A 22,584-nucleotide genomic window follows, 5' to 3' on the forward strand; every position below is an offset into this window, starting at 1 on the left:
TGCTCGATCTACGACGAGTCGTCCGGCGGCCGATAGATCTTTGGACGCACTTGCTGCGTCGGTTCGGCTGACCTGAAGATCCGGGGCGACCCAGCTGGCCGGGACAGCACTGTGGTGTGCGAATCCGCTGTGCCGGCGGCCGTGATCCGGGTGGTCTGGGCCGCTGAGGGCACGGGAGCCGCTGCGGGGGCACCGATCCGGCCGGGTCGCCGCGGTCGCCGGGGGTGTCGTGGCCGTTGCGGGGGCCGGCGGCGCCGGCCGATGACGATGGCCGCGGCAAGGATGCCCAATGCCAGCCCGCACAGCACCACGTCGAAGATGCTGGTGATCTGCTGAGCGAGATTGTTTCCGTAGACAGGGTTGGGCGATGCTCCCGGGGATGCCTGGAATCGCGGAGCCAACACGATGCCGACGATGACGCGAGAAACGGTCAGCATGAATAGAAATCCGCACAGCGCTGAGATCAACCTGCCAGGCAGGGTCTCGGTGGCCAGGTTGACTCGAATCCAGATCGCAAGGACGGCGGCGGCCAGATCGAACGCGGCCAGCGTCATGCTGTCGTAGCGCGAGAACGGGTAATTTAACATCACCGCGACGAGAAGGTCGGTCAACCGCATCGCCACCGAGCCCACGCACCATACGGCGATCAGCAGCAATCCGTTTCGGGCCGCCGCCCGCCACACAGCCTTGTCGATCGGTGGCGTGGTCGGGGACCTGAACAAGGTCAGCGGCGCGAATATCGCCGCGGCGGCCGCCCACGCCAGATAGCCCTCATATCCGACGCCGGCCGTCGAGGTGTTCTGGGCTATGCCGTGGAATGCGTCGATTTCACGGCCGATGGGAAGGCTCCACACGATGATCCCGGCGGCCAGGGTCGAGGCGCCCAGCGCCACGGTTGAGAGTCGATGGGCCTCGGTGGCGCGAAGCAGCCACCGGGATGCGACAACCACGGCGACCAGCGCCACCACGCCGTACACCACCGCCGTGTCGATGACCGCGAGGTTCTGTTTGCCGAAGCCGGACGCACCGGCCGCGGGCTGCAACGCGTACTTCACTCGCCAGGACAGATTGAAACCGGTACTGAGCGCGGCACCGAACATCGACGCGTAGCCGAGGATCTGGGCGGCCCGCAGCCACCTGCCGCGCCCGTCCTCGTCGGTTGCTGCGCTGACCAGCATCGGTTGCGCGCTCAACAGGGCGCCGGTGATCCCCAGCCACCCCCCTGGGCCGACACCTCCCGGCACGTTGACGGTGCCGCCGGATCGAATCGTCTGGATTGCATCGAACACCACGAAGCCCAACACCAGCAGCAGATAGGGGACGTTGAGGCCGAGACGAAGCCGGCCGACCAGGGCAGGGTTGAGTCGCGGGCCGAACAGGGCGATTGCGAGCGAGGCCAGCGAGAGCAGTGTCACCGCCAGCAGCAGCGCGAGCAAGTTGGGGTTGCTGTCCGGGATTCGGAAACCGAAATACAGGTTCCATGGGAAAAACAGCGCCAAGACGAGCAGAACCCCCGCGGTCAGGTCGACGACGATGTCTCGCCGTCGCGTCGAGTCCGGGCGGGGGCCTGAGCCGGCAGGTGCTGGCTGCGGCGCCGGCGCACTCGCGATGGGGCCGGTAGGCGTGTCGTCGCTGCTCAGGCTCACGATGTCCCCCAGGGATCAAGAACGGTCACGGTTGGCGCAGGTTGGGTCCGGTGGCAACGGAGCACCCTGCCGGTCCGACTGCGTTGCTCGCTTGCGAACATAGTCTCCGTTCGGACGACGTGGCAGTGGCTGAGAACGGGCGGTTGGGCGGATCCCGTTCCGCGTTGCCGTCCCGCGGCTTGCGAACCCGGTTACGCTGCGGTCATGGGCGAACATCGTCGCCGAAGGACGGATACTGCCGACGGTATCGCAGTGTAGCGAGGCCGGAACATTGCTGGTTGCGGGGTGGCCAGTCGAAGGAGAGCCGCGATGGACGTCGTTTTGGGGGTTGCGGTCATGGATCGGGCCGCGCGTCTGGCGCTGGTTGACTCGGCCGCGCTGGGCACCGTAATCGACCAATTCATCCTCGATGTGGCGGAGAACCCCGTTGCGGTGCTAACCGAGACCGTGGTCGGCACGAATCGGCTACTGGCCGAAGAAGACCACCGGCTGGTCGCTACTCGGCTGTGCTGGCCGGATCAGGCCCAAGCTGACGAGCTGCGGCGGGCACTCGACGATTCCGGGGTGCACGACGTTGCGGTGCTATCCGAATCGGAGGCCGCCACGGCCCTGCTGGGAGTGGAACAGGCCGGCTCGGCCGTGCTGCTCGTCGGCGATGAGACGGCGACTCTGCTAACCGGGGGGCCGGTGGTGGGCGACCCGGACGCGCCGCCGACGATGCTGGCCGCCGCGCCGGTTGCCGGCGCCGACGCCACATCCACCTTCGATACCCTGATGGCTCGGCTCGACGACCAGACCGGCGCCCGGGGGATGTGCTGCTGGTGGGCACGTCGGCTGAGCACACCGCGGTTCTTGCCGACCAGCTGCGCGCGGCGTCGACCATGCGCGTGCAGGTTCCCGACGACCCCACCTTCGCGCTGGCCCGCGGCGCGGCGATGGCGGCCAGCTCAGCGACGATGGCGCAACCGGCGCTCGCCGGTGAAGCGACCGCGTTCCTCCCCCCGGCCGAGGCGGGGCAATCGAGTTCGGAAGAGGAGCAGCTGGCGTACTCGCAGGCCGGCGACTACGAACTGCTTCCGGTCGACGAGTATGAGGAATTCGACGACTTAGACGACGATGAATCCGCCGCCGAGCCTGCGCGCCTGAGCGGGCGGTCGTTGCTGATCAGCAATGCTGTCGTTGCATTCGCGGTGATCGGATTCGCTTCGCTGGCGGTCGCAGTGGCGGTCACCATCCGACCGACCGCGGCGTCACAGCCGGTAGAGGGACACCAGAACGCCCAGCCAGGCAAGTTCATGCCACTCTTGCCGACGCAACAGCAGGCGCCGGTACCGCCGCCGCCGCCCGATGACCCCACCGCAGGATTCCAGGGCGGCACCATTCCGGCTGTTCAGGGCGTGGTACCGCGGCCGGGAACCTCGCCCGGGGTGGGCGGGACCCCGGTGGCACCCGCGCCGGTGGCGCCGCCGGTGCCGGGTGTGGTGCCCGCCCCGGTGCCGATACCGGTTCCGATCATCATTCCTGGTTTCCCGGGTTGGCAGCCGGGAATGCCGACCATCCCGACCGCGCCGCCGATCACGCTTCCAACGACGCCGGCGACGACGCCGACGACGCCGACGACCACGCCGACGACTCCGACGACGCCGGCGACCACACCGACGACTCCGACGACGCCGGCGACCACGCCGACGACTCCGACGACGCCGGCGACGCCGACGACTCCGACGACGCCGGCGACGCCGACGACTCCGACGACGCCGGCGACCACGCCGACGACGACGCTGGCCCCGCTGACGCCGACGACGACCGCCGCACCTCCGCCGACGACGACCGTCGCACCTCCGCCGACGACTGTGGCCCCCCCGACAGAGCCGCCTACGCAACAACCAACCCAGCAGGTACCAACCCAGCAGATACCGACCGTGGCCCCGCAGGCGCCGCAGACGGTGGAGCCGGCACCGCCGGCCGGTGGGGGTATCGGCGGAAGCGGCGACCTCAGCGGCGGTGGCAGCGGCGGTGGCAGCGGTGGTAGCGGCGACCTCAGCGGCGGTGGCAGCGGCGGTAGCAGCGGCGGTAGCGGCGACTTCAGCGGCGGTGGCAGCGGCGGCGGCAGCGGCGGCGGCGGCGGCAGCGGCGGCAGTAGCGGTGGCAGCAGCGGTGGCAGCAGCGGTGGCAGCAGTGGCGGTGGCCACTCTGGCGACTGATCACCGTCGCCGCGTCACCTAAGGTCGGATGCCATGCCCGGCGATGCGGTGACGGTGGTACTGCCCTGTCTCAACGAAGCGGAATCACTACCGGCGGTGCTGGCCGCCATTCCGTCCGGCTATCGAGCGTTGGTGGTTGACAACAACAGCACCGACGACACCGCCGAGGTCGCCGCCCGACACGGTGCCCGGGTGGTCGCCGAGCCACAGCCCGGATACGGCTCGGCGGTGCATGCGGGGGTGCTCGCCGCCACCACCCCCATCGTGGCCGTCATCGACGCCGACGGCTCAATGGATGCCGGTGATCTGCCGAGGCTGGTTGCAGAACTCGACAAGGGCGCCGACCTGGTGATCGGCCGGCGGCAGCCGGTGCCCGGACTGCACTGGCCGTGGGTTGCCCGGGTCGGCACGGTGGTGATGAGCTGGCGGCTGCGCACCCGTCACGGCCTGCCGGTGCACGACATCGCACCCATGCGGGTAGCCCGGCGGGCGGCTCTGCTGAATCTGGGCGTCACCGACCGACGGTCGGGGTATCCGCTGGAGCTGCTGGTGCGTGCCGCGGCCGCCGGATGGCGCGTGGTCGAACTCGACGTCAACTACGGTCCCCGGACGGGCGGCAAATCCAAGGTCAGCGGTTCGCTGCGGGGCAGCGTCATCGCGATCCTGGACTTCTGGAAGGTGATCTCGTGAGCTGCCTGCCGGTCACCGTGCTGGTGGTCGCCAAAGCGCCCGAGCCGGGCCGGGCCAAGACCCGGCTCGCCGCGGCGGTTGGCGATCGGGTCGCCGCCGACATCGCCGCGGCAGCGCTGCTCGACACCCTCGACGCGGTGGCCGCCGCGCCGGTGGCCGCGCGGGTGGTGGCACTCACCGGCAACCTGGAAACGGCCGCCGGTGCCAGCGAGATCCGTCAACGACTCAAGTCCTTCACGGTGATCGAGCAGCGTGGCGACGACTTCGCTGACCGGCTCGCCAACGCACACGCCGACGCATCCGACGGATATCCGGTGCTGCAGATCGGGATGGACACGCCCCAGGTGAGTGCCGAGTTGCTGACCGATTGCGCGCGACGGCTGCTCGAGACGCCGGCGGTGCTGGGCTTTGCGTTCGACGGCGGCTGGTGGGTGCTCGGGGTTCGTACGCCGGCCGCCGCCGAGTGCCTGCGCGCCGTCCCGATGTCGGCACCGGACACCGGCGAGCTCACGCTGAAGGCGTTGCGCGATAACGGCATTGACGTGCTGATGGTGCAACGCCTGGCCGACTTCGACGTGGTGGACGACGTCGCGGTGGTACGCGATGCCTGCGGCTCGGGCGGCCGGTTCGAGCGGGTCACCCGCGCGGCCGGACTGTGACTCCGGAACCGCACCCCTACCAGTTGGTGAAGATGATGCTGTTCAGCAGTAGGGCTCCGGCGGCGTTGGTTGCCAGCCACAGGCGGTGCGATCGGGGCGCCAGCAATGCGGGCGCCGCGGTCAGCCAGATGGTGAAGGGCAGCCAGATCCGTTCGGTCTCGGCCTTGCTCAGCATGCTCAGGTCGGCGCACACGATGGCCGCCAGCACCGCCAGCAGCAGCAGGTGGAATCCGGATCGGAGGCTGATTGCGGCCTTGTCGGTTAGCGGGTCGAACGCCCGGCTGATGCCGGCGACGCTGCCCAGCCCGACAGCGCAGACCACGCATGCCAGATTTGCCCAGGACCAGTACTGGAAGGGCCGGTCATTGGCGATTCCCTGCCAATAGCGTTGCTGCACAAGGGTATAGCCGTCGAACCAGGAGAACCCCGCGACCGCGAAGGCGACCGCCACCGTCACCGCGGCAAGGACGGCCGGCCCCAGCGCCCGCAGGGCCGCTCGCCAGTCGGTGTGCGAGACACCCGTACCGACCAGTACCGCCAACGCCGGCAGCCCCATCAGCACCAGGCCGTAGTTGAGGAAGACGCCCCAGCCGAGCAGCAGGCCGGCCCCGGCCGCCACCAGCGCCGGGAAGCGCGTCGCGCCGTGCACCGCCACCGCCAACAACGCGATACCCCACGCCGCGACACCGGCGTAGTACCCGTCGGCCGAGACCGCGATCCAGATCGCCGTCGGCGCCACCGCGACGAATGGTGCCGCCCGCCGCGCGGTCTGCTCGCCGGCCAGGACCCGGACGGCGACCAGCACAGCCGCGGCCGCACTCGAGCCCACCAGCAGGCACAACAGCCCGGCCCAGGCGCCGCCGCCAAGGCCGATCCGGTCCAGCCACACGAACGTCAACAGCGCACCCGGCGGGTGTCCGGAAACATGGGTGGTCCAGGAGTTCGGCTGGAAGTCGAGGATCCGGCTGGAGAACGTCCGCAAAGTTGCCGGGATGTCGGTAATGCCGGGTACCTGCCACAGGTACTCGTCCTTGGTGGTCAATCGGCCCGCGAAGCCGCGCTGCCAGCCATCAATCATCGCCAGCGAGAACGCCCAGGCAACGGCGGTGCCCCAGGTACCCAGGGTCAGTACCCGCCAGGAGAGCCGTTGCGCCACACCTGGCCCCCACAGCACGGCGGCCAGCGCGATGAGGATCGCCGGTGCCGTGCCCCAACCGATGTGGGCGTCCCAATAGCCGAAGATCGGTGCGGCGCCGGCGCGCATGGCGAACCGCTCCAGGCCGGTATCGGCTCGTGGTTTGACTCCCACGTTCAACCTCGGCAGTACGAACGCGGCGGCCACCAGGACAAACCCGACCGCGACAGCCAAACCCTCCCGGCGACCGATCCTCACGACCGACCAGCCTATTGATCGGCTGCGCGTGCGAACCGGCGCACCAGCGCCGCCCGGTCGATCTTGCCGATGCCGCGTCGCGGTAGCGCGTCCACGACGTGCAGCTCGCGGGGTGCGGCCGTGACGTCCAGGGTGCGTGCGACGTGTGACCGCAGCGCGTCCAGCGTCGGGGGATCACACCCGTCGCCGACCACGATCGCGGCGACCACTCGCTGGCCCAGTCGGTCGTCGGCACGTCCGAAGACCGCGCAATCACGCACCGCGGGGTGGGTGCACAGCGCGGCCTCGACGGGCTGCGGCAACACCGTCAATCCGCCCGTGCTGATCGCGTCGTCGGCGCGGCCCAGCACGGTCAGCACGCCCGAATCGTCGACGGCCCCCAGGTCGTCGGTGCGAAACCAGCCCGGCTCGGCGAACGGATCGGGGGACAGCGGGTTGCGATAGCCCTTCGCCAGCGTCGCGCCGCCGATCACGATGCGCGTATCGTCGAGAACCCGCAGCCGGACCCCGTCGAGCGGAACGCCGTCGTAGACGCAACCTCCGCAGGTCTCGCTCATCCCGTAGGTGCGGACCACGGCAATGCCGGCGGCCGCGGCCGCGGCCAGGACGCGCCGTGGCGCCGGCCCGCCACCGATCAGGACGGCGTCCAGTTCGGCCAGCGCGGCCGCCGCCGCCGGGTCGGTCAGCGCCTTGGCCAGCTGTGCGGCGACCAGCGACGTGTATCGGCGGCCTGGGGCCAAGTTGCGTATCGCGGCGGGCAATTCGGTGATATCGAACCCGGTGGACACGCCCAGTTCGACCGGCGTGGAACCGGCGACCAAGCTGCGTGTCAGCACTTGCAGCCCAGCGATGTGATGCGGCGGCACGGCCAGTAGCCAGCTGCCCGGTCCGCCGAGCCGGTCGTGGGTGGCCGAGGCGCTGGCCGTCAAGGCCGCGGCGGTCAACATGGCGCCCTTGGGCGGTCCCGTAGTGCCCGACGTCGTCACCACCAGGGCGACGTCGTCGTCGATCTGCTCGCCCACTCGCACGGCGCCCAGCACCGATTCCTCCTGGGCGGATACCACGACCATTGCTGAGTCGCTGCCCTCCAGCACTCGTTGCAACGCGGGCAACAGCAGCGCGGTAGCGCAACCCGATGGAACGCTGAGCGCGCGCAGGATAGCTATGCGTGGTCCTCGCTGTCGCGGACGTCGTCGAGCGGCCATCCTTGCGCGGCCAACCGCGCCCGCACGCGCTCGACGTCATCCGGTGACGGCAACTCGTCGGTGATGTGGGTGATCACCACCCCGATGTCGACCTGGTCGAAATCACCGCGTCGCATCAGTTCGTTCGCCACGGCCTTGACCTCGTCGTGGCTCAACCGGCGGCAAAGCAGGGCGAGTACCGCAAAGGAATCGGTCGGCGGAATGCCCTCGGGATATCCTGCGCGCAACCAGGAGACGATCGAGGTGAGGAACCGGTTCACGCCATTTCAACTTCCCGCCGGGGCCGTCGGCAAACCTATGTCAGGGACACAATCGACTTTACTTGGGTTTGGCTCCGAGGAAGGCCCAGCCGGTGTGATGGGCGATGAAGTCGCGGGCAATGTAGAGCACCCCGAGGATGATCACCACAAGGACCAGCGCAAAGATTGCCCAACTGACCACCACCAGCACCGGGCGCCGCCGCGCTGTGGCGTCGGCACCGACGCCGGCGGCCTGCAGCCGCACGCCGACCGCGAACAGGCCGGGCAGCAAGGAGCCCGCCAGCAGGCTGAAGATCAGGATCTTCAGCGTGGCCGCGTAGTTGAACCAGGCGCTCACGGGGCGTTCCCCGCGGTGGTGATCGCGCCGTCAGCGCCGAACTCGGCGCGGTGACCGTTCGACCCGGCAGGCGGAGCCGGCGGTGGCGGCACCTGCGACCGCCGACCCGGCGGCCGCTTGGCTGACTCCAGTCCGGCCGTCAGGGAACCTTCCCAGTCGGCGTTGACGTTCTTGTGGTCGATCGTCGCCCGGCGCGACCGCAGGTAGATGGCGGTAGAGACCGCGACCAACAGCGAGAAGCCGAGGATCGCGCCGGGGTATCCGCCGATCAAATGCACCAGCCAGTAGGTGAGGGCCCCGACCAGCCCGGCCAACGGGAGGGTGACCAGCCAGGCGACCGCCATCCGGCCGGCCACCGACCAACGCACCTCGGCGCCGGGCTTGCCGACGCCGCTGCCCAGCACGGATCCGGTCGCGACCTGCGTCGTGGACAGCGCGTAGCCGAAGTGCGCGGACAGCAGAATGACGGCGGCCGATGAGGATTCGGCGGCCATACCCTGCGGCGGTTTGATCTCGACTAGCCCTTTGCCCAGGGTGCGGATGATGCGCCAGCCGCCCAGGTAGGTACCGGCGGCCATTGCCACGGCACAACTCACAACCACCCACAGCGGCGGCACCGAGGCCGTCGTGCTGACCGCGCCGTAGGACATTAGCGCCAGGAAGATCACGCCCATCGTCTTCTGGGCGTCGTTGGTGCCGTGCGCCAGCGAAACCAGCGCCGCCGAGCCGATCTGGCCGCGCCGGAAGCCACCCTCCGTGCGCCTTTCGGCAACGCCGCGGGTGATCCGGTAGACCAGCCAGGTGCCCACCGCTCCGACCAGCGTGGCCAGCAGGGCGGCCAGTATGGCCGGGACGATCACCTTGGACACCACGCCGGCCCAGATCACCCCGCGCAGGCCGACGGCGGCGATCGTGGCGCCGACGATGCCGCCGACCAGAGCGTGCGAGGAACTCGACGGAATGCCGAGCAACCAGGTCAGTAGGTTCCAGACGATTCCGCCGACCAGGCCGGCGAACACCAACTCGAGTGTCACCAGATTCGCGTCGATCAGACCCTTGGCGATCGTGGCCGCCACGGCGGTGGACAAGAACGCACCTATCAGGTTCAGCACCGCGGACATTGTCACCGCTGCCTTCGGTGCCAGGGCGCCGCTGGCAATGGAGGTCGCCATGGCGTTTCCGGTGTCATGGAACCCGTTGGTGAAGTCGAACGCCAGTGCCGTCACGACGACAATGAGCAAGAGGAACAACTGGAGGTTCACAGGGCCTGATTCTTCTGGTCGGGATATTCCGTTGTCGATCAGACGAGTACGCGAAATGCGGGTGAATATTGATTCGTCGCCAGATGTTACCAATCACTTAACCCGGCGTTTCGCCGCGTTCACCGTCGGGTGTCGGCGCGGAGCGGGTGCCCCTCGGGAACCTCGACGAAGATCAGCGTGATCCCGTCCGGGTCGGTCACGTGCATCTCGTGCAGGCCCCACGGCTCGCGACGGGCTTCGCGGGCGATCGACACCCCGCGGCCGGACAACTCGGCCTGGGTCGCCTCGAGGTCGCGCACCTGCAGCCACAGCGCGCCGGGGAACGGCCCCCGGGAGTGGTCCGGTTCGCCGTAGCCGGCCAGTTCCAGCAGCGACTGGCCGGCGAAAAAGACCGTTCCCGCGCCGTAGTCGCGGGCGATCGCCAGCCCGATCCGGTCACGATAAAAGGTCAGCGACTGCTGATAGTCCGCCGGCCGGAGCAGCATCCGGCTGGCCAGAATCTCCATGGCCTCGTGTCTATCACGAAGCACCACACCGGTCGCGCAGGGTCGGCACGCCGGGGCCGGTGAGGTCATCGCACGCGGAGTCCCGGCCGGTCATGGCCAGCAGCAGCGACAGCAGTGGCCCCTCGACCGGCTCGCCCTGCCCGCGCTGCCAGTCGTCGTCGGTGGCATGCAGGGCGAGCCCGGCGATGCGGTTCTTGGCGCCGCTGAGCAGGTTCGAGCCCTTGTAGAAGTCGATCACCTGGCGAACCGCATCGGCTGGGTAGGTGTGCGGGATGCCCAGCGGACGGCGGATGTCGGCGGCGTGGATCACGATCTCGCCGAGCCAGGAGACTTTGGGGCCCGGCGGTGCGGAGGTGCAATGTTGCAGGCCGCGGAACTCGTTCAGGGTGGCGGTCGGATCCGGGCCGCGGTGATGAGCGATCTGCCGGTTGGCGAACTTGTCGAAGTTGAACCCGGCCTTGAGCATGCCGAGGAAGAACTTGGGCGGGTTCATCGACGCGGTCGACGACAGGTGCGCGACGACGTCGCGGACCGTCCAGCCCGTGCAGAGGGATTCCATCTCCCACTGCGATGGCGTCAGACCGGCGAGGTCGTCGGCGAGTGCGCCGCGCTCGGCTGCGATGGTGGTCCAGACGTCAGACACGGCGAACTCCTCTGGTCGCTGCTGGGTCGGTTCAGGGGTTGAGCTGCTCGTTGCGCCGCTGCATGAGTGCATTCACCCAGCGGGGGCCGATGCTGTCCAGCGCGTTGACGGCGACGGCAATCCGCGGCGCGATCCGCACCGGTCGGGTGCGAGCCGCGGTGACCATCCACTCGGCCGCTTCTCCGGGGGTCAGCGCCGGCATCCCGTCGTAAGCCTTGGTCGGGGCGATCATCGGAGTGGCCACCAGCGGGTAGTACAGCGTGGTCGAATGCACGCCTTGAGATCCCCACTCGGTTTCGATGATCCGGCTGACCGACGACAGCGCGGCTTTCGACGCGTTGTACACCGAGAACAGCGGCGAAGCCTCCGACAACACGCCCCAGGTTGCGACATTGATGATGTGGCCGTCGCCGCGTTCGAGCATCCCGGGAGCAAACCCGCGAACAAGCCGCAGCGGAGCGTAGTAGTTGAGCACCATGGTCCGCTCGACATCGTGCCAGCGTTGCAGCGACTCGCCCAGCGGCCGCCGGATGGACCGGCCGGCGTTGTTGATCAGGATGTCGACCCCACCGATGCGCTCTTCGACGTCCGCGACCAGGGTGTCGACGGCCTCCATGTCGGAGAGGTCGCAGGGGATCGACATCGCCGTGCCGCCGTCCCGGGTGATCCGGTCCGCCACCGCGTCCAGCAGATCCTTGCGACGGGCGACGACCACCACGACGGCGCGGTGCAGCCCGAACTGTTTGGCCGCGGCCGCACCGATGCCCGACGAAGCGCCGGTGAGCAGGATGCGCTTGCCGTGGAGGTCGACGGGCCGGATCGCGGGCCGGTTGATCAACAGTTGCGGTGAAATCGGCGGCCGCATGCCGGCCAATGTGATCTGTTCGGTCAACCAGCGAAGCGGACTCTTACTCACACGTGGGAAGTCTAGGTTCATCGAGCCGGTGGCCGCTCAGAAGTAGCGCGGGAACGGGCTGAAGTCAGGGGGACGCTTCTGCAGGAACGCGTCACGGCCCTCGACGGCCTCGTCGGTCATGTATGCCAGCCGGGTGGCTTCACCGGCGAACAGCTGCTGGCCCACCAGCCCGTCGTCGAGCAGATTGAACGCGAACTTCAGCATCCGCTGCGCCTGAGGTGATTTGGCGTTGATTTCCGCCGCCCAATCCAGGCCCACCTTTTCCAGCTCGGCGTGTTCGACCACGGCGTTGACCGCGCCCATCCGGTGCATCTGCTCGGCGGTGTAGGGGCGGCCCAGGAAGAAGATCTCACGGGCGAACTTCTGGCCCACCTGACGGGCCAGATAGGCGCTGCCATAGCCGCCGTCGAAGCTGCCGACGTCGGCGTCGGTCTGTTTGAAGCGGGCGTGCTCGCGGCTGGCCAGGGTGAGGTCGCAGACCACGTGCAGGCTGTGTCCTCCACCGGCCGCCCAGCCGTTGACCAGGCAGATGACCACCTTGGGCATGAACCGAATCAGCCGCTGCACCTCCAAGACGTGTAACCGGCCGGCGCGGGCGGCATCGACCGTGTCCGCGGTCGCTCCGGAGGCGTATTGGTAGCCGCTGCGTCCGCGAATTCGTTGATCGCCGCCGGAGCAAAATGCCCAGCCGCCGTCCTTCGGCGATGGTCCGTTGCCGGTCAGCAGCACCACTCCCACATCGGGCGACATCCGTGCGTGGTCGAGCACGCGATACAGCTCGTCGACGGTGTGCGGCCGAAACGCATTGCGAACGTCGGGACGGTCGAACGCCACCCGCACCGTGGCGTCGGCGACGTGGCGGTGGTAGGTGGTGTCGGTCAGATCGTCGAAACCCTCGACAGGTCGCCACTGGGTGGCATCAAAGGGGTTGTCACTCAAGGTTCTCCAACTCCGTCCTGGTCGATGGTGAGATCGCCGCAGCTGATCGTTTGCGCGGAGGTCACCACCGGGTCCTGCGCGGACGTAGCCGTCAGGGTGTCGGAGCGCCCGATGGTTGCCAGGGTACCGCTGAGGTCGATCTCGGTACGGTGGATTGTCCACCGGCCGTTCTCCGCTAGAGCCTGCAGGCCGACCAGGTGGCGGCCGTCGCCGAGATCACTGCAACCGATCCCGGTGCCGTGGCCCGCCAGATCCTCCAGGTCGAAAAGGAACGGCCTGCGGTAGTGACTGTCGACAACGGTTTGCAGCCGGCAATCGGCGAACACATACAGCTGCGCGCTGCGGCCGTCGCTGACAATGACCTGGTGATTGCCGTTCTGTTGAGCGTCAATGGCCATGGCGCGTAGCGGTATTGGGCTTGCCGACGAGATCTGTACCTCGCTGTTGGCCCCGCTGGCAGTGGTGATCCCGACGAGTCGTTCGGTGGCGCCGTCGGCCCCCCGAAAGATCCCGATCCACAAGGTGTCCGGCCGGCCGTCGCCGTCGAGATCCCCGACCTGTCGTTCGGCCACCTGCGCTGGGGGAGGGTTGCCGCCCGGCGCGCAGCCCGCGTCGGCCGAGGACCGCGGCGTCGGCAGCATCATCACGCAGGCGGCCACCAGCAGCGGAACCACCAGTAGCGCACGCCTCATTGGACTAGACCGGGTCGCAACGGAAGACCGGACAGATCCCGGCCAGCGCCTCGAACTCCTCCGGGCTCCCGTCGTTGATCAGCCCGGATCGCTTCATGAAACCGACGCCGGTGGGTACCTCACTGGGCCACACCCGTAGCAGCGGCCGAGCCTCCCGGGCGGACAGCTCCACCATCCGGACGCGCTCATGCCTACGGCCGCGGGCCAGCGTGACTTCGCTTGCGGCCCGGACGTTTCGCACCCAATCCGCACCCGGGAAGCCGCCCACGACATACCGTTTGCCGGCCACGGTCATCGGTGTCACCGGCGTCGAGTGCGGAGTGCCGGATCTGCGGCCGGGTGCGGTCAACACCACCGGGCTTTCCCCCCCGACGCTCAGGCCAAGCCGCGACATCGCGATGAATACCTTGTTGAGCGGCTTGAGCCACCAGGGCGGCTTGATTGGCTCGGCTTGTCCCATGCCTGTCACAGTAGTCACCGCTTTTCGAGCGTCACGCCAGCGTGACCCTGGGCCCAGCAGCGTCACGCTGGCGTGACGCTCGGCCAGCGAGCTAGCCCACGGCGCGGCCGGCGCCCGCCCAGAATCGTGCGCGCACGGCCTTCTTGTCCGGCTTGCCCAGCCCGGTCAACGGTAGCGAGTCGACGACCACCACTCGCTTGGGCGACTGTACCGATCCCTTGCGTTCCTTGACCGCCCCCTGGATCTGTGCGGTCATGGTCTCGATCGCGGCGTCATCACGGGCCGCGTCGGCGCGCAGCACCACCACCGCGGTGACGGCCTCGCCCCACTTCTCGTCCGGCGCGCCGACCACGCACACCTGCGCGACGGCCGGATGCTCGGCGACAACGTCCTCGACTTCCCGGGGAAAACGTTGAAGCCGCCGGTGACGATCATGTCCTTGACCCGGTCGACGATGTAGTAGAAGCCGTCCTCGTCCTCACGGGCCATGTCGCCGGTGTGCAGCCACCCATCTTTGAAGGTTCGCGACGTCTCGTCCGGTAGCTGCCAGTAGCCACCGGCCAACAACGGTCCGCCGACACAGATTTCGCCCGGCTCACCCTGGGGCACCGGCTTACCGTCCTGGCCCAGCAACGCGACGCGGGCGAACAGCGTCGGTCGCCCGCACGAAGTCAGCCGCTTCTCGTCGTGATCGCTCTTGGCCAGATAGGTGATCACCATCGGCGCCTCGGACTGCCCGTAGTACTGGGCGAAGATCGGGCCGAACCGCCGGATCGCCTCGGCGAGACGCACCGGGTTGATCGCCGAAGCGCCGTAGTAGACGGTCTGCAGCGACGACAAGTCCCGGGTGTGTGAATCCGGGTGGTCCAGCAGCGCGTACAGCATCGACGGCACCAGCATGGTTGCCGTAATACGTTGCTCCTCAATAATTCTCAGTACCTCGGCCGGGTCGAACTTGGCCAGCACGATCATCTCGCCGCCCTTGATCAGGGTGGGCGTGAAAAACGCCGCGCCGGCGTGCGACAGCGGGGTGCACATCAAGAACCGCGGGTTGGCCGGCCACTCCCATTCGGCGAGTTGGATCGAGGTCATGGTGGCGATCGACTGCGCGGTGCCCATTACGCCCTTGGGCTTGCCGGTGGTACCACCGGTATAGGTCAGGCCGATCACCTGGTCCGGTGGCAGGTCGGCGGCCACCAACGGCTGCGGCTCGTAGGTGGCGGCCTGGCCCGCCAGGTCGACCGCGCGGTCTCCTAGGCCTAACAGGCCATCCGGCACTGGACCGATGGTCAGAATCTGGCGCAGCGAGTCAACCCTTTCCAGCAAACCCAGCGCGCGCTCGACGAACATCGGGTTGGGGTCGATGATCAGCGAGCTAATGCCGGCGTCGGACAGAACGTAGGCATGGTCGTCCAGCGAGCCCAGTGGGTGCAGCGCGGTGCGCCGATAACCCCGGGCCTGTCCGGCGCCGATGATCATCAAAACTTCGGGACGGTTGAGCGACAGCAGACCGACCGCCACCCCGGCGCCGGCGCCCAGGGCCTCGAACGCCTGGATGTACTGGCTGATCCGGTCGGCCAGCTGGCCACCGGTCAGGGTGGTGTCGCCGAGGTACAGCACCGGCTTGTCGCGGTGGCGCTTGAGCGCGCCCACCAGCAGATGGCCGTTGTGGGTCGGGTTGCGCAACAGCTCGTCACTCATGTGGCAAGACTAGAACGTGTTGCAAATTCGGGTCTGCCGTACCCTTAGCCACCTCGGCGATCACTACGCTTGGAGCCCATGGCCGATTCAGACCCCGTAGCTGAAATAGTCATGACCGGAACCGCGCTCACCGTTGACGACGCGCGGCCAACGGCCGAAGCGATTGCCGTCGCCGACGGCCGGATCATCGCCGTTGGCGACTGGTCCGATGTTGCCGGCCTGGTCGGCGCCGATACCCGGGTCATCGATTTGGGCGCCGGTTGTGTCATGCCGGGATTCGTTGAGGCACATGGCCATCCGCTGTTGGAGGCGGTCGTGCTCTCGGACCGGATCGTCGACATCCGTCCGGTGACAATGCGCGACCCGGACGACGTGGTTGCCGCGATCCGCCGCGAGGTCGAGGGGCGCGGACCGGCCGGTGCCTACCTCGTCGGCTGGGATCCGCTGCTGCAGTCCGGGCTTGTCGAGCCGACACTGACCTGGCTCGACGGCATCGCGCCGGACGGACCGTTGGTGATCGTCCACAACTCCGGACACAAGGCCTACTTCAACTCGCACGCCGCCAGGCTCAATGGCCTAACCCGGGACACCCCGGATCCCAAGGGCGCGAAGTACGGCCGCGACGCCAATGGTGACCTCGACGGCAGCGCCGAGGAAGCCGGCGCGATTCTGCCGATGCTGGCCGGGGTAGCCGACCCCGCCAACTTCGGCGCCATGCTGCGCGCCGAGTGCGCCCGGCTCAACCGGGCCGGGCTGACCACCTGCTCGGAGATGGCTTTTGACCCGGGGGCCAGGCCGTTGGTCGAGCGGCTGCGCGACGAGCTGACGGTCCGGCTGTACACCTACGAGATCTCAAATGCGCAGCTGTCCACCGACGCGACACCCGGTGCTGGCGACGACATGTTGCGCCAGGTGGGCATCAAGATCTGGGTGGACGGCTCACCCTGGATCGGCAATATCGATCTGACCTTTCCCTACCTGGACACCCCGGCCACCCGCGCCGTCGGTATCCCGCCCGGCTCCTGCGGGTGCGCCAACTACACCCGTGAACAGCTGGCTGAAATCGTCGGGGCCTACTTCCCGCGAGGCTGGCAGATCGCCTGTCACGTGCATGGTGACCGCGGCGTGGACACCATCCTCGACGTCTACGAGGAGGCGCTGCGTCGCAATCCTCGTGACGATCACCGGCTACGGCTCGAACACGTGGGGGCCATCCGGCCCGACCAACTCCGGCGGGCCGCCGACCTCGGCGTCACCTGCAGCATCTTCGTCGACCAGATCCACTACTGGGGCGATGTGATCGTCGACGGTCTGTTCGGTCCAGAGCGCGGGTCGCGTTGGATGCCGGCTGGGTCGGCGGTGGCCGCTGGCCTCCGCATCTCGTTGCACAACGACCCACCGGTCACCCCGGAGGAGCCGTTGCGCAACATCAGCGTGGCCGCGACCCGGGTGGCACCGAGCGGCCGGGTGCTCGCCCCGGAGGAGCGCCTGACGGTCGAGCAGGCGATTCGCGCGCAGACCATAGACGCCGCCTGGCAGCTGTTCGCCGACGACGTGATCGGCTCGCTTCAGGTCGGCAAGTACGCGGACCTGGTGGTGCTGTCCGCGGATCCCCGGACGGTGCCGCCGGAGCAGATCGCCGATCTGGCGGTGCGGGCGACCTTTCTGGCCGGCCGCCAGGTTTACCGGCGGTGATACCCCCGCTGGACGACCTGCTGGACCGCCTGTATGTGGTGGCACTGCCGATGCGGGTCCGCTTCCGCGGCATCACCACCCGTGAAGTGGCCTTGATCGAAGGTCCGGCCGGTTGGGGCGAGTTCGGCGCGTTCGTCGAGTACCACGCCGCGGAGGCGTCCGCGTGGCTGGCGTCGGCGATCGAGGGTGCCTATCGTTCGCCGCCGCCGGTACGGCGCAACCATGTCCCGATCAACGCCACCGTGCCGGCCGTTGCCGCCGCCCGGGTGGGCGAGGTGCTGGCCCGGTTTCCCGGTGCCCGGACGGCCAAAGTGAAGGTGGCCGAACCTGGGCAGCGGCTGGTCGACGACGTCGACCGGGTCAACGCCGTGCGGGAACTGGTCCCCACGGTACGGGTGGACGCCAACGGCGGCTGGAGTGTCGCCGAGGCGGTAACCGCGGCCGCCGCCCTGACCGCCGACGGCCCGCTGGAGTACCTCGAACAACCCTGCGCCAGCGTAGCCGAGCTCGCCGAGTTGCGCCGGCGGGTCGATGTACCGATCGCCGCCGACGAAAGCATCCGCAAGGCCGAGGATCCCTTGGCCGTTGTCCGCGCCCACGCCGCCGATATCGCGGTGCTGAAAGTCGCTCCGCTGGGCGGTGTTTGGACGGTGCTCGACATCGCAGCGCGGATCGCCGCCCCGGTCGTGGTCTCCAGCGCGCTCGATTCCGCGGTCGGAATCGCCGCGGGCCTGACCGCCGCCGCGGCCCTACCGGAACTCCACCACGCGTGCGGGCTCGGCACCGGCGGGCTGTTTGCTGAGGACGTGGCCGAACCCGCCGTACCCATCGACGGATTTCTACCGGTTGTGCCGGTGACGCCCGACCCGGCGCGGCTGCAGGTTCTGGGCGCACCGCCGGACCGGCGGCAGTGGTGGATCGACCGGGTTAAGGCCTGCTACCCGTTGCTTGTACCGTCGTTCGGGTGATCAACCTGGCTTACGACGACAAAGGGACCGGTGACCCGGTTCTCTTTATCGCCGGTCGCGGGGGTGCCGGACGCACCTGGCACCCCCATCAACTTCCGGCCTTCCTGGCGGCAGGATATCGGTGCATCACCTTCGACAATCGGGGCATCGGCGCCACCGAGAACGCCGAAGGCTTCACCACGCAAACCATGGTCGCCGACACCGCGGCGCTGATCGAGGCCCTCGACATCGCTCCGGCACGCGTCGTCGGGGTATCGATGGGCGCGTTCATCGCGCAGGAACTCATGGTGGTCCGGCCTGAGCTGGTCAGCTCGGCGGTGCTGATGGCCACTCGTGGCCGCCTGGACCGCGCTCGTCAGTTCTTCAACACGGCCGAGGCCGAACTCCTTGACGCCGGTATCCAGCTGCCGGCCGCATACGACGCGAGAACTCGCCTACTGGAGAACTTTTCCGGCAAGACGCTCAGCGATGACGCGGCCGTCGGCGACTGGATCGCGATGTTCAGCATGTGGCCGATCAAGTCCACCCCCGGGCTGCGCTGCCAGTTGGATTGCGCTCCGCAGACGAACCGGCTGCCCGCCTACCGCAACATTGCCGCGCCGGTGCTGGTGATCGGGTTCGCCGACGACGTGGTGACACCGTCGTACCTGGGTAGGGAGGTCGCCGAAGCCCTGCCCAACGGTCGCTACCTGCAAATACCTGACACCGGTCATCTCGGGTTCTTCGAGCGGCCGGAAGCCGTCAACACGGCGATGCTGAAGTTCTTCGCCAGCGTCACCGCCTGAACGCGGCCCGGCGACGGTGTCCGGTTGTGACACCCTGTACTGGTGAACCCCTCGACGACACAGGCGCGCGTCGTCGTCGACGAGCTGATCCGCGGTGGCGTCCGCGACGTGGTGTTGTGTCCCGGCTCGCGCAACGCGCCGCTGGCGTTCGCGTTGCAGGACGCCGACCGGTCCGGCCGCGTCCGGTTGCACGTTCGCATTGACGAACGCACCGCCGGCTACCTGGCGATCGGGCTGGCGGTCGGGGCGGGCGCACCGGTGTGTGTCGCGATGACGTCGGGCACCGCCGTGGCCAACCTCGGTCCGGCAGTGGTGGAGGCCAACTACGCGCGGGTACCGCTGATCGTGCTATCGGCCAACCGGCCCTATGAGCTGCTGGGCACCGGCGCCAACCAGACCATGGAGCAGCTGGGCTATTTCGGCACCCAGGTCCGCGCCACCATCAGCCTGGGCCTGGCCGAGGACGCGCCCGAAAGGATGGCGGCCCACAACGCGACCTGGCGATCGGCCACTTGCCGGGTGTTGGCGGCCGCCACCGGTGCTCGCACCGCCAACGCCGGCCCGGTGCACTTCGACATCCCGCTGCGCGAACCGCTGGTGCCGGATCCCGAACCCCGCGGCGCCGCCACCCCGCAGGGCCGGCCGGACGGTAAGCCGTGGACCTACTCACCGCCGGTCACATTCGACCAGCCACTGGACATCGACCTGTCGGTCGACACCGTGGTGATCTCCGGGCACGGCGCCGGCGTGCACCCCAACCTGGCGGAGTTGCCGACCGTCGCGGAACCGACGGCGCCCCCGTTCGGGACCAACCCGCTGCACCCGCTAGCGCTTCCGCTGCTGCGCCCCCAGCAGGTGATCATGCTGGGCCGTCCGACACTGCATCGTCCGGTGTCGGCGTTGCTGGCCGACCCAGAAGTGCCGGTATTCGCGTTGACAACCGGTCCCCGCTGGCCGGACGTCTCGGGCAACTCGCAGGCCACCGGCTCTCGGGCGGTCACCACCGGCGCATCCCGCCCGGCGTGGCTGGACCGCTGTGCCCAGATGAACCGGCACGCGGTCGCCGCGGTTCGGGGGCAGCTCGCAGCGCACCCGCTGACCACCGGGCTGCATGTGGCGGCGGCGGTGTCGGACGCGCTGCGGCCCGGTGACCAGCTGGTTCTCGGAGCATCCAACCCGGTGCGGGATATGGCCTTGGCCGGCCTGGACACCCATGGCATCCGGGTGCGGTCCAACCGTGGGGTCGCCGGTATCGACGGCACCGTGTCCACCGCGATCGGAGCGGCTTTGGCTTATGAGGGCGCCCACGAGCGCACCGGCAGCCCGCACAGCCCGCCTCGCACCATCGCGTTGATCGGCGACCTGACGTTCGTCCACGACAGCTCCGGGCTGTTGATCGGGCCGACCGAACCGGTACCGCGGCAACTGACCATCGTGGTGTCCAACGACAACGGGGGCGGCATCTTCGAACTGCTCGAGCAGGGTGACCCGAGGTTCTCCGACGTGTCATCGCGGATCTTCGGCACCCCGCACGACGTCGACGTGGGCGCGCTGTGTCGCGCCTATCACGTGGAGAGCCGGCAGATCGAAGTCGACGAGCTGGCCGCGGCCCTTGACGAACACGGCGCCGGCGTGCGCGTGCTGGAGGTCAAGGCGGACCGGTCGTCGTTGCGACAATTACACGCCGCCATCAAGGCTGCTCTGTGATATCACCGAAATCGGTGCTGTGCATCCTGATTCATGGCCGCAGTAATGAACTGCGGAACTCTCGACCCAGGATCGTGCTGCGCTGGGTACGAATCGCGGTCCTGATCGTGACCGGTTTGGTCACGCTTCAGTCGGTGCTGCTGGTGGCTGGTGCGTGGCGCAATGACCTTGCGATCCAACGCAATATGGGGGTCGCGCAGGCCGAAGTGCTCAGCGCCGGGCCACGGCGCTCGACGATCGAGTTCGTCACACCAGAGCGGGTCACTTACCGGCCCGAACTCGGTGTGCTGTATCCGTCCGAATTATCCACGGGCATGCGGATTTACGTCGAGTACAACAAAAGGGATCCCAACCTGGTCCGAGTGCAGCACCGCAACGCCGGGCTGGCCATTATCCCCGCCGGGTCCATCGCGGTGGTGGCCTGGCTGATCTCGGCGGTCGCGCTGGTCGTGCTAACGATGCTGGACAAGCGGCTCCAACGTCGCGAAAAGTCGAAGAGCGTGGCGAACCAGTCGGCGTCCGCAACCGTCTAGCAGCAGGAGTTCGCACGCCGTATGCCCGGACGCAACGGTTTCGACAGCCTGCGCTGGCACCATGGTGTCGTGCGTGTTGCGATCGTCGCCGAGTCGTTCCTCCCCCATGTCAACGGTGTCAGCAACTCGGTGATACGGGTACTCGAGCATTTGCGTCGAACCGGTCATGAGGCCCTCGTGATTGCGCCCGACACGCCGCCGGGTGAATCCCGCGCCGAGCGAATTCACGGCGGGACCCGGGTGCATCGGGTGCCGTCGCGGATGTTCCCAAAGGTGACCACGTTGCCGCTCGGCGTGCCCACCCTGCGAATGCTGAGAGTGCTGCGCGGATTCGATCCCGACGTCGTGCATCTGGCTTCGCCTGCGCTGCTGGGCTACGGGGGACTACGAGCCGCTCGCCGGCTGGGGGTGCCTACCGTCGCGGTCTACCAAACCGATGTCCCGGGTTTCGCGTCAAGCTACGGCATTCCGATGACAGCACGAGCGGCGTGGGCGTGGTTCCGCCACCTGCACGGCCTGGCCGACCGCACCCTGGCACCATCCACTGCAACGGTGGAATCCCTGGTTGCTCAAGGTATTCCGCGGGTACATCGATGGGCGCGCGGGGTGGACGTGCAAAGGTTCGTGCCATCGGCGCGAAACGAGGCGCTGCGGCGACGGTGGTCGCCGGACGGCAAGCCCATCGTCGGCTTTGTGGGCCGGCTTGCGCCGGAGAAGCATGTTGACCGGCTCACGGGTCTGGCAGCCTCCGGCGCAGTGCGGCTAGTCATCGTCGGCGACGGCATCGACCGGCGCAAATTGCAATCAGCAATGCCCACAGCGGTTTTCACCGGCGCGCTGTATGACGAAGAGCTCGCTGAGGCGTATGCCAGCATGGACGTCTTCGTCCATTCCGGTGAGCACGAGACGTTTTGCCAGGTCGTGCAGGAGGCGTTGGCGTCGGGTTTGCCGGTGATCGCCCCCGACGCCGGCGGACCGCGTGATCTGGTAACCCCGCACCGCACCGGGCTGCTGTTGGCTGTCGGCGAGTTCGAGGATCGGCTTCCCGCCGCTGTGGCCCACCTGGTCCACCAACGCCAGCGTTACTCGCTTGCCGCCCGGCGCAGTGTGCTGGGCCGCAGCTGGCCGGTGATCTGCGACGAGCTGCTCGGCCATTACTACGCGGTGCTAGGGGTCGACAGGGCTCAGGCGGCCTAGCCCCGATTCCCGCCCGCCCGCATCGTCGGCGCGCCTTCGCCTCGGGCCCCAGTGCGGCCCGCATCGTCGGGCGCGGTGGCTGATGGCGCGCCTCCTCCTCGGGCCCCAGTGCGGCCCGCATCGTCGGGCGCGGTGGCTGATGGCGCGCCTCCTCCTCGGGCCCCAGTGCGGCCCGCATCGTCGGGC

General features: G+C 68.5%; 20 protein-coding genes and 2 pseudogenes. 9 read left to right on the top strand and 13 right to left on the bottom strand.

The features are described from left to right. Positions 1 to 8 precede the first annotated feature (8 nt). Positions 9 to 1,610: a hypothetical protein gene (locus AADZ55_RS03530; RefSeq protein WP_242670002.1), complete on the bottom strand. Its 1,602-nt coding sequence runs from the start codon at positions 1,608 to 1,610 to the stop codon at positions 9 to 11. A gap of 345 nt (positions 1,611 to 1,955) precedes the next feature. Between AADZ55_RS03530 and AADZ55_RS03535 the strand changes: the two are divergent. The 3 genes and pseudogenes from AADZ55_RS03535 (at position 1,956) to AADZ55_RS03545 (ending at position 5,199) form a co-directional block, all read left to right on the top strand. Then, positions 1,956 to 3,850 (top strand): annotated as a pseudogene (locus AADZ55_RS03535) (hypothetical protein). 33 nt (positions 3,851 to 3,883) lie between these two features. Beyond that, on the top strand, positions 3,884 to 4,540 hold the full coding sequence (locus AADZ55_RS03540) for a glycosyltransferase family 2 protein (RefSeq protein WP_085323583.1): 657 nt from the start codon (positions 3,884 to 3,886) through the stop codon (positions 4,538 to 4,540). Next, positions 4,537 to 5,199: a TIGR04282 family arsenosugar biosynthesis glycosyltransferase gene (locus AADZ55_RS03545; RefSeq protein WP_085323582.1), complete on the top strand. Its 663-nt coding sequence runs from the start codon at positions 4,537 to 4,539 to the stop codon at positions 5,197 to 5,199. The genes AADZ55_RS03540 and AADZ55_RS03545 overlap by 4 nt, the downstream gene beginning before the upstream one ends. Before the next feature lie 16 nt (positions 5,200 to 5,215). On the opposite strand, the gene AADZ55_RS03550 is transcribed toward AADZ55_RS03545, so the two are convergent. From AADZ55_RS03550 to fadD8, 12 genes and pseudogenes are all read right to left on the bottom strand, one after another. Continuing rightward, the gene (locus AADZ55_RS03550; RefSeq protein ID WP_085323581.1) at positions 5,216 to 6,592 is read right to left on the bottom strand and encodes a hypothetical protein; all 1,377 of its coding nucleotides are present in this window, start codon (positions 6,590 to 6,592) and stop codon (positions 5,216 to 5,218) included. Positions 6,593 to 6,603: 11 nt separating this feature from the next. Continuing rightward, positions 6,604 to 7,686, bottom strand: coding sequence for an o-succinylbenzoate--CoA ligase (gene menE / locus AADZ55_RS03555; RefSeq protein ID WP_242670000.1), 1,083 nt, complete (start codon positions 7,684 to 7,686; stop codon positions 6,604 to 6,606). A 68-nt stretch (positions 7,687 to 7,754) separates the two neighbouring features. Further along, a complete protein-coding gene (locus tag AADZ55_RS03560; RefSeq protein WP_085323579.1) occupies positions 7,755 to 8,057 on the bottom strand; it encodes a DUF3349 domain-containing protein in 303 nt (100 codons plus the stop codon). A 58-nt stretch (positions 8,058 to 8,115) separates the two neighbouring features. Further along, on the bottom strand, positions 8,116 to 8,394 hold the full coding sequence (locus AADZ55_RS03565; protein WP_085323578.1) for a hypothetical protein: 279 nt from the start codon (positions 8,392 to 8,394) through the stop codon (positions 8,116 to 8,118). Next, complete coding sequence (locus tag AADZ55_RS03570; RefSeq protein WP_085323577.1) at positions 8,391 to 9,656, bottom strand: inorganic phosphate transporter; 1,266 nt, start codon at positions 9,654 to 9,656, stop codon at positions 8,391 to 8,393. Before AADZ55_RS03570 ends, AADZ55_RS03565 begins: the two co-directional genes overlap by 4 nt. 119 nt (positions 9,657 to 9,775) lie before the next feature. After that, on the bottom strand, positions 9,776 to 10,162 hold the full coding sequence (locus tag AADZ55_RS03575) for a VOC family protein (RefSeq protein WP_085323576.1): 387 nt from the start codon (positions 10,160 to 10,162) through the stop codon (positions 9,776 to 9,778). Between the two features lie 13 nt (positions 10,163 to 10,175). Then, a complete protein-coding gene (locus AADZ55_RS03580) occupies positions 10,176 to 10,805 on the bottom strand; it encodes a maleylpyruvate isomerase family mycothiol-dependent enzyme (RefSeq protein ID WP_085323575.1) in 630 nt (209 codons plus the stop codon). A gap of 31 nt (positions 10,806 to 10,836) precedes the next feature. Further along, positions 10,837 to 11,721 (bottom strand): SDR family oxidoreductase, encoded by an 885-nt coding sequence (locus tag AADZ55_RS03585; RefSeq protein WP_085323574.1) that lies wholly within the window; start codon positions 11,719 to 11,721, stop codon positions 10,837 to 10,839. 36 nt (positions 11,722 to 11,757) lie between these two features. After that, positions 11,758 to 12,660: a 1,4-dihydroxy-2-naphthoyl-CoA synthase gene (locus AADZ55_RS03590; RefSeq protein WP_085323573.1), complete on the bottom strand. Its 903-nt coding sequence runs from the start codon at positions 12,658 to 12,660 to the stop codon at positions 11,758 to 11,760. Then, positions 12,657 to 13,352 carry a hypothetical protein gene (locus tag AADZ55_RS03595; RefSeq protein ID WP_085323572.1) on the bottom strand — a complete coding sequence of 232 codons (696 nt, stop codon included), beginning with the start codon at positions 13,350 to 13,352 and terminating at the stop codon, positions 12,657 to 12,659. Before AADZ55_RS03595 ends, AADZ55_RS03590 begins: the two co-directional genes overlap by 4 nt. A 4-nt stretch (positions 13,353 to 13,356) precedes the next feature. Continuing rightward, on the bottom strand, positions 13,357 to 13,812 hold the full coding sequence (locus tag AADZ55_RS03600) for a nitroreductase/quinone reductase family protein (RefSeq protein WP_085323571.1): 456 nt from the start codon (positions 13,810 to 13,812) through the stop codon (positions 13,357 to 13,359). A gap of 91 nt (positions 13,813 to 13,903) precedes the next feature. Further along, a pseudogene (gene fadD8, locus AADZ55_RS03605) lies at positions 13,904 to 15,513 on the bottom strand (fatty-acid--CoA ligase FadD8). A gap of 78 nt (positions 15,514 to 15,591) precedes the next feature. Between fadD8 and AADZ55_RS03610 the strand changes: the two are divergent. The 6 genes from AADZ55_RS03610 to AADZ55_RS03635 all read left to right on the top strand — a co-directional run bounded on the left by AADZ55_RS03610 (position 15,592) and on the right by AADZ55_RS03635 (position 22,398). Further along, positions 15,592 to 17,208: an amidohydrolase gene (locus tag AADZ55_RS03610; RefSeq protein ID WP_085323569.1), complete on the top strand. Its 1,617-nt coding sequence runs from the start codon at positions 15,592 to 15,594 to the stop codon at positions 17,206 to 17,208. 50 nt (positions 17,209 to 17,258) lie between these two features. Continuing rightward, positions 17,259 to 18,176 (top strand): o-succinylbenzoate synthase, encoded by a 918-nt coding sequence (locus AADZ55_RS03615; protein WP_423202384.1) that lies wholly within the window; start codon positions 17,259 to 17,261, stop codon positions 18,174 to 18,176. Further along, positions 18,173 to 18,961 (top strand): alpha/beta fold hydrolase, encoded by a 789-nt coding sequence (locus AADZ55_RS03620; protein ID WP_085323567.1) that lies wholly within the window; start codon positions 18,173 to 18,175, stop codon positions 18,959 to 18,961. The genes AADZ55_RS03615 and AADZ55_RS03620 overlap by 4 nt, the downstream gene beginning before the upstream one ends. Before the next feature lie 42 nt (positions 18,962 to 19,003). After that, complete coding sequence (menD, locus tag AADZ55_RS03625; protein WP_085323566.1) at positions 19,004 to 20,668, top strand: 2-succinyl-5-enolpyruvyl-6-hydroxy-3-cyclohexene-1-carboxylic-acid synthase; 1,665 nt, start codon at positions 19,004 to 19,006, stop codon at positions 20,666 to 20,668. Next, entirely contained in the window at positions 20,665 to 21,201 is a 537-nt protein-coding gene (locus AADZ55_RS03630; RefSeq protein WP_085323565.1) for a DUF3592 domain-containing protein, read from the top strand. Before menD ends, AADZ55_RS03630 begins: the two co-directional genes overlap by 4 nt. Positions 21,202 to 21,270: 69 nt before the next feature. Next, positions 21,271 to 22,398 carry a glycosyltransferase family 4 protein gene (locus tag AADZ55_RS03635; protein WP_207569011.1) on the top strand — a complete coding sequence of 376 codons (1,128 nt, stop codon included), beginning with the start codon at positions 21,271 to 21,273 and terminating at the stop codon, positions 22,396 to 22,398. Positions 22,399 to 22,584 lie beyond the last annotated feature (186 nt).

Origin of the sequence: Mycobacterium decipiens, from assembly GCF_963853665.1 — a bacterium.
GTDB classification, from domain to species: Bacteria; Actinomycetota; Actinomycetes; order Mycobacteriales; family Mycobacteriaceae; genus Mycobacterium; species Mycobacterium decipiens.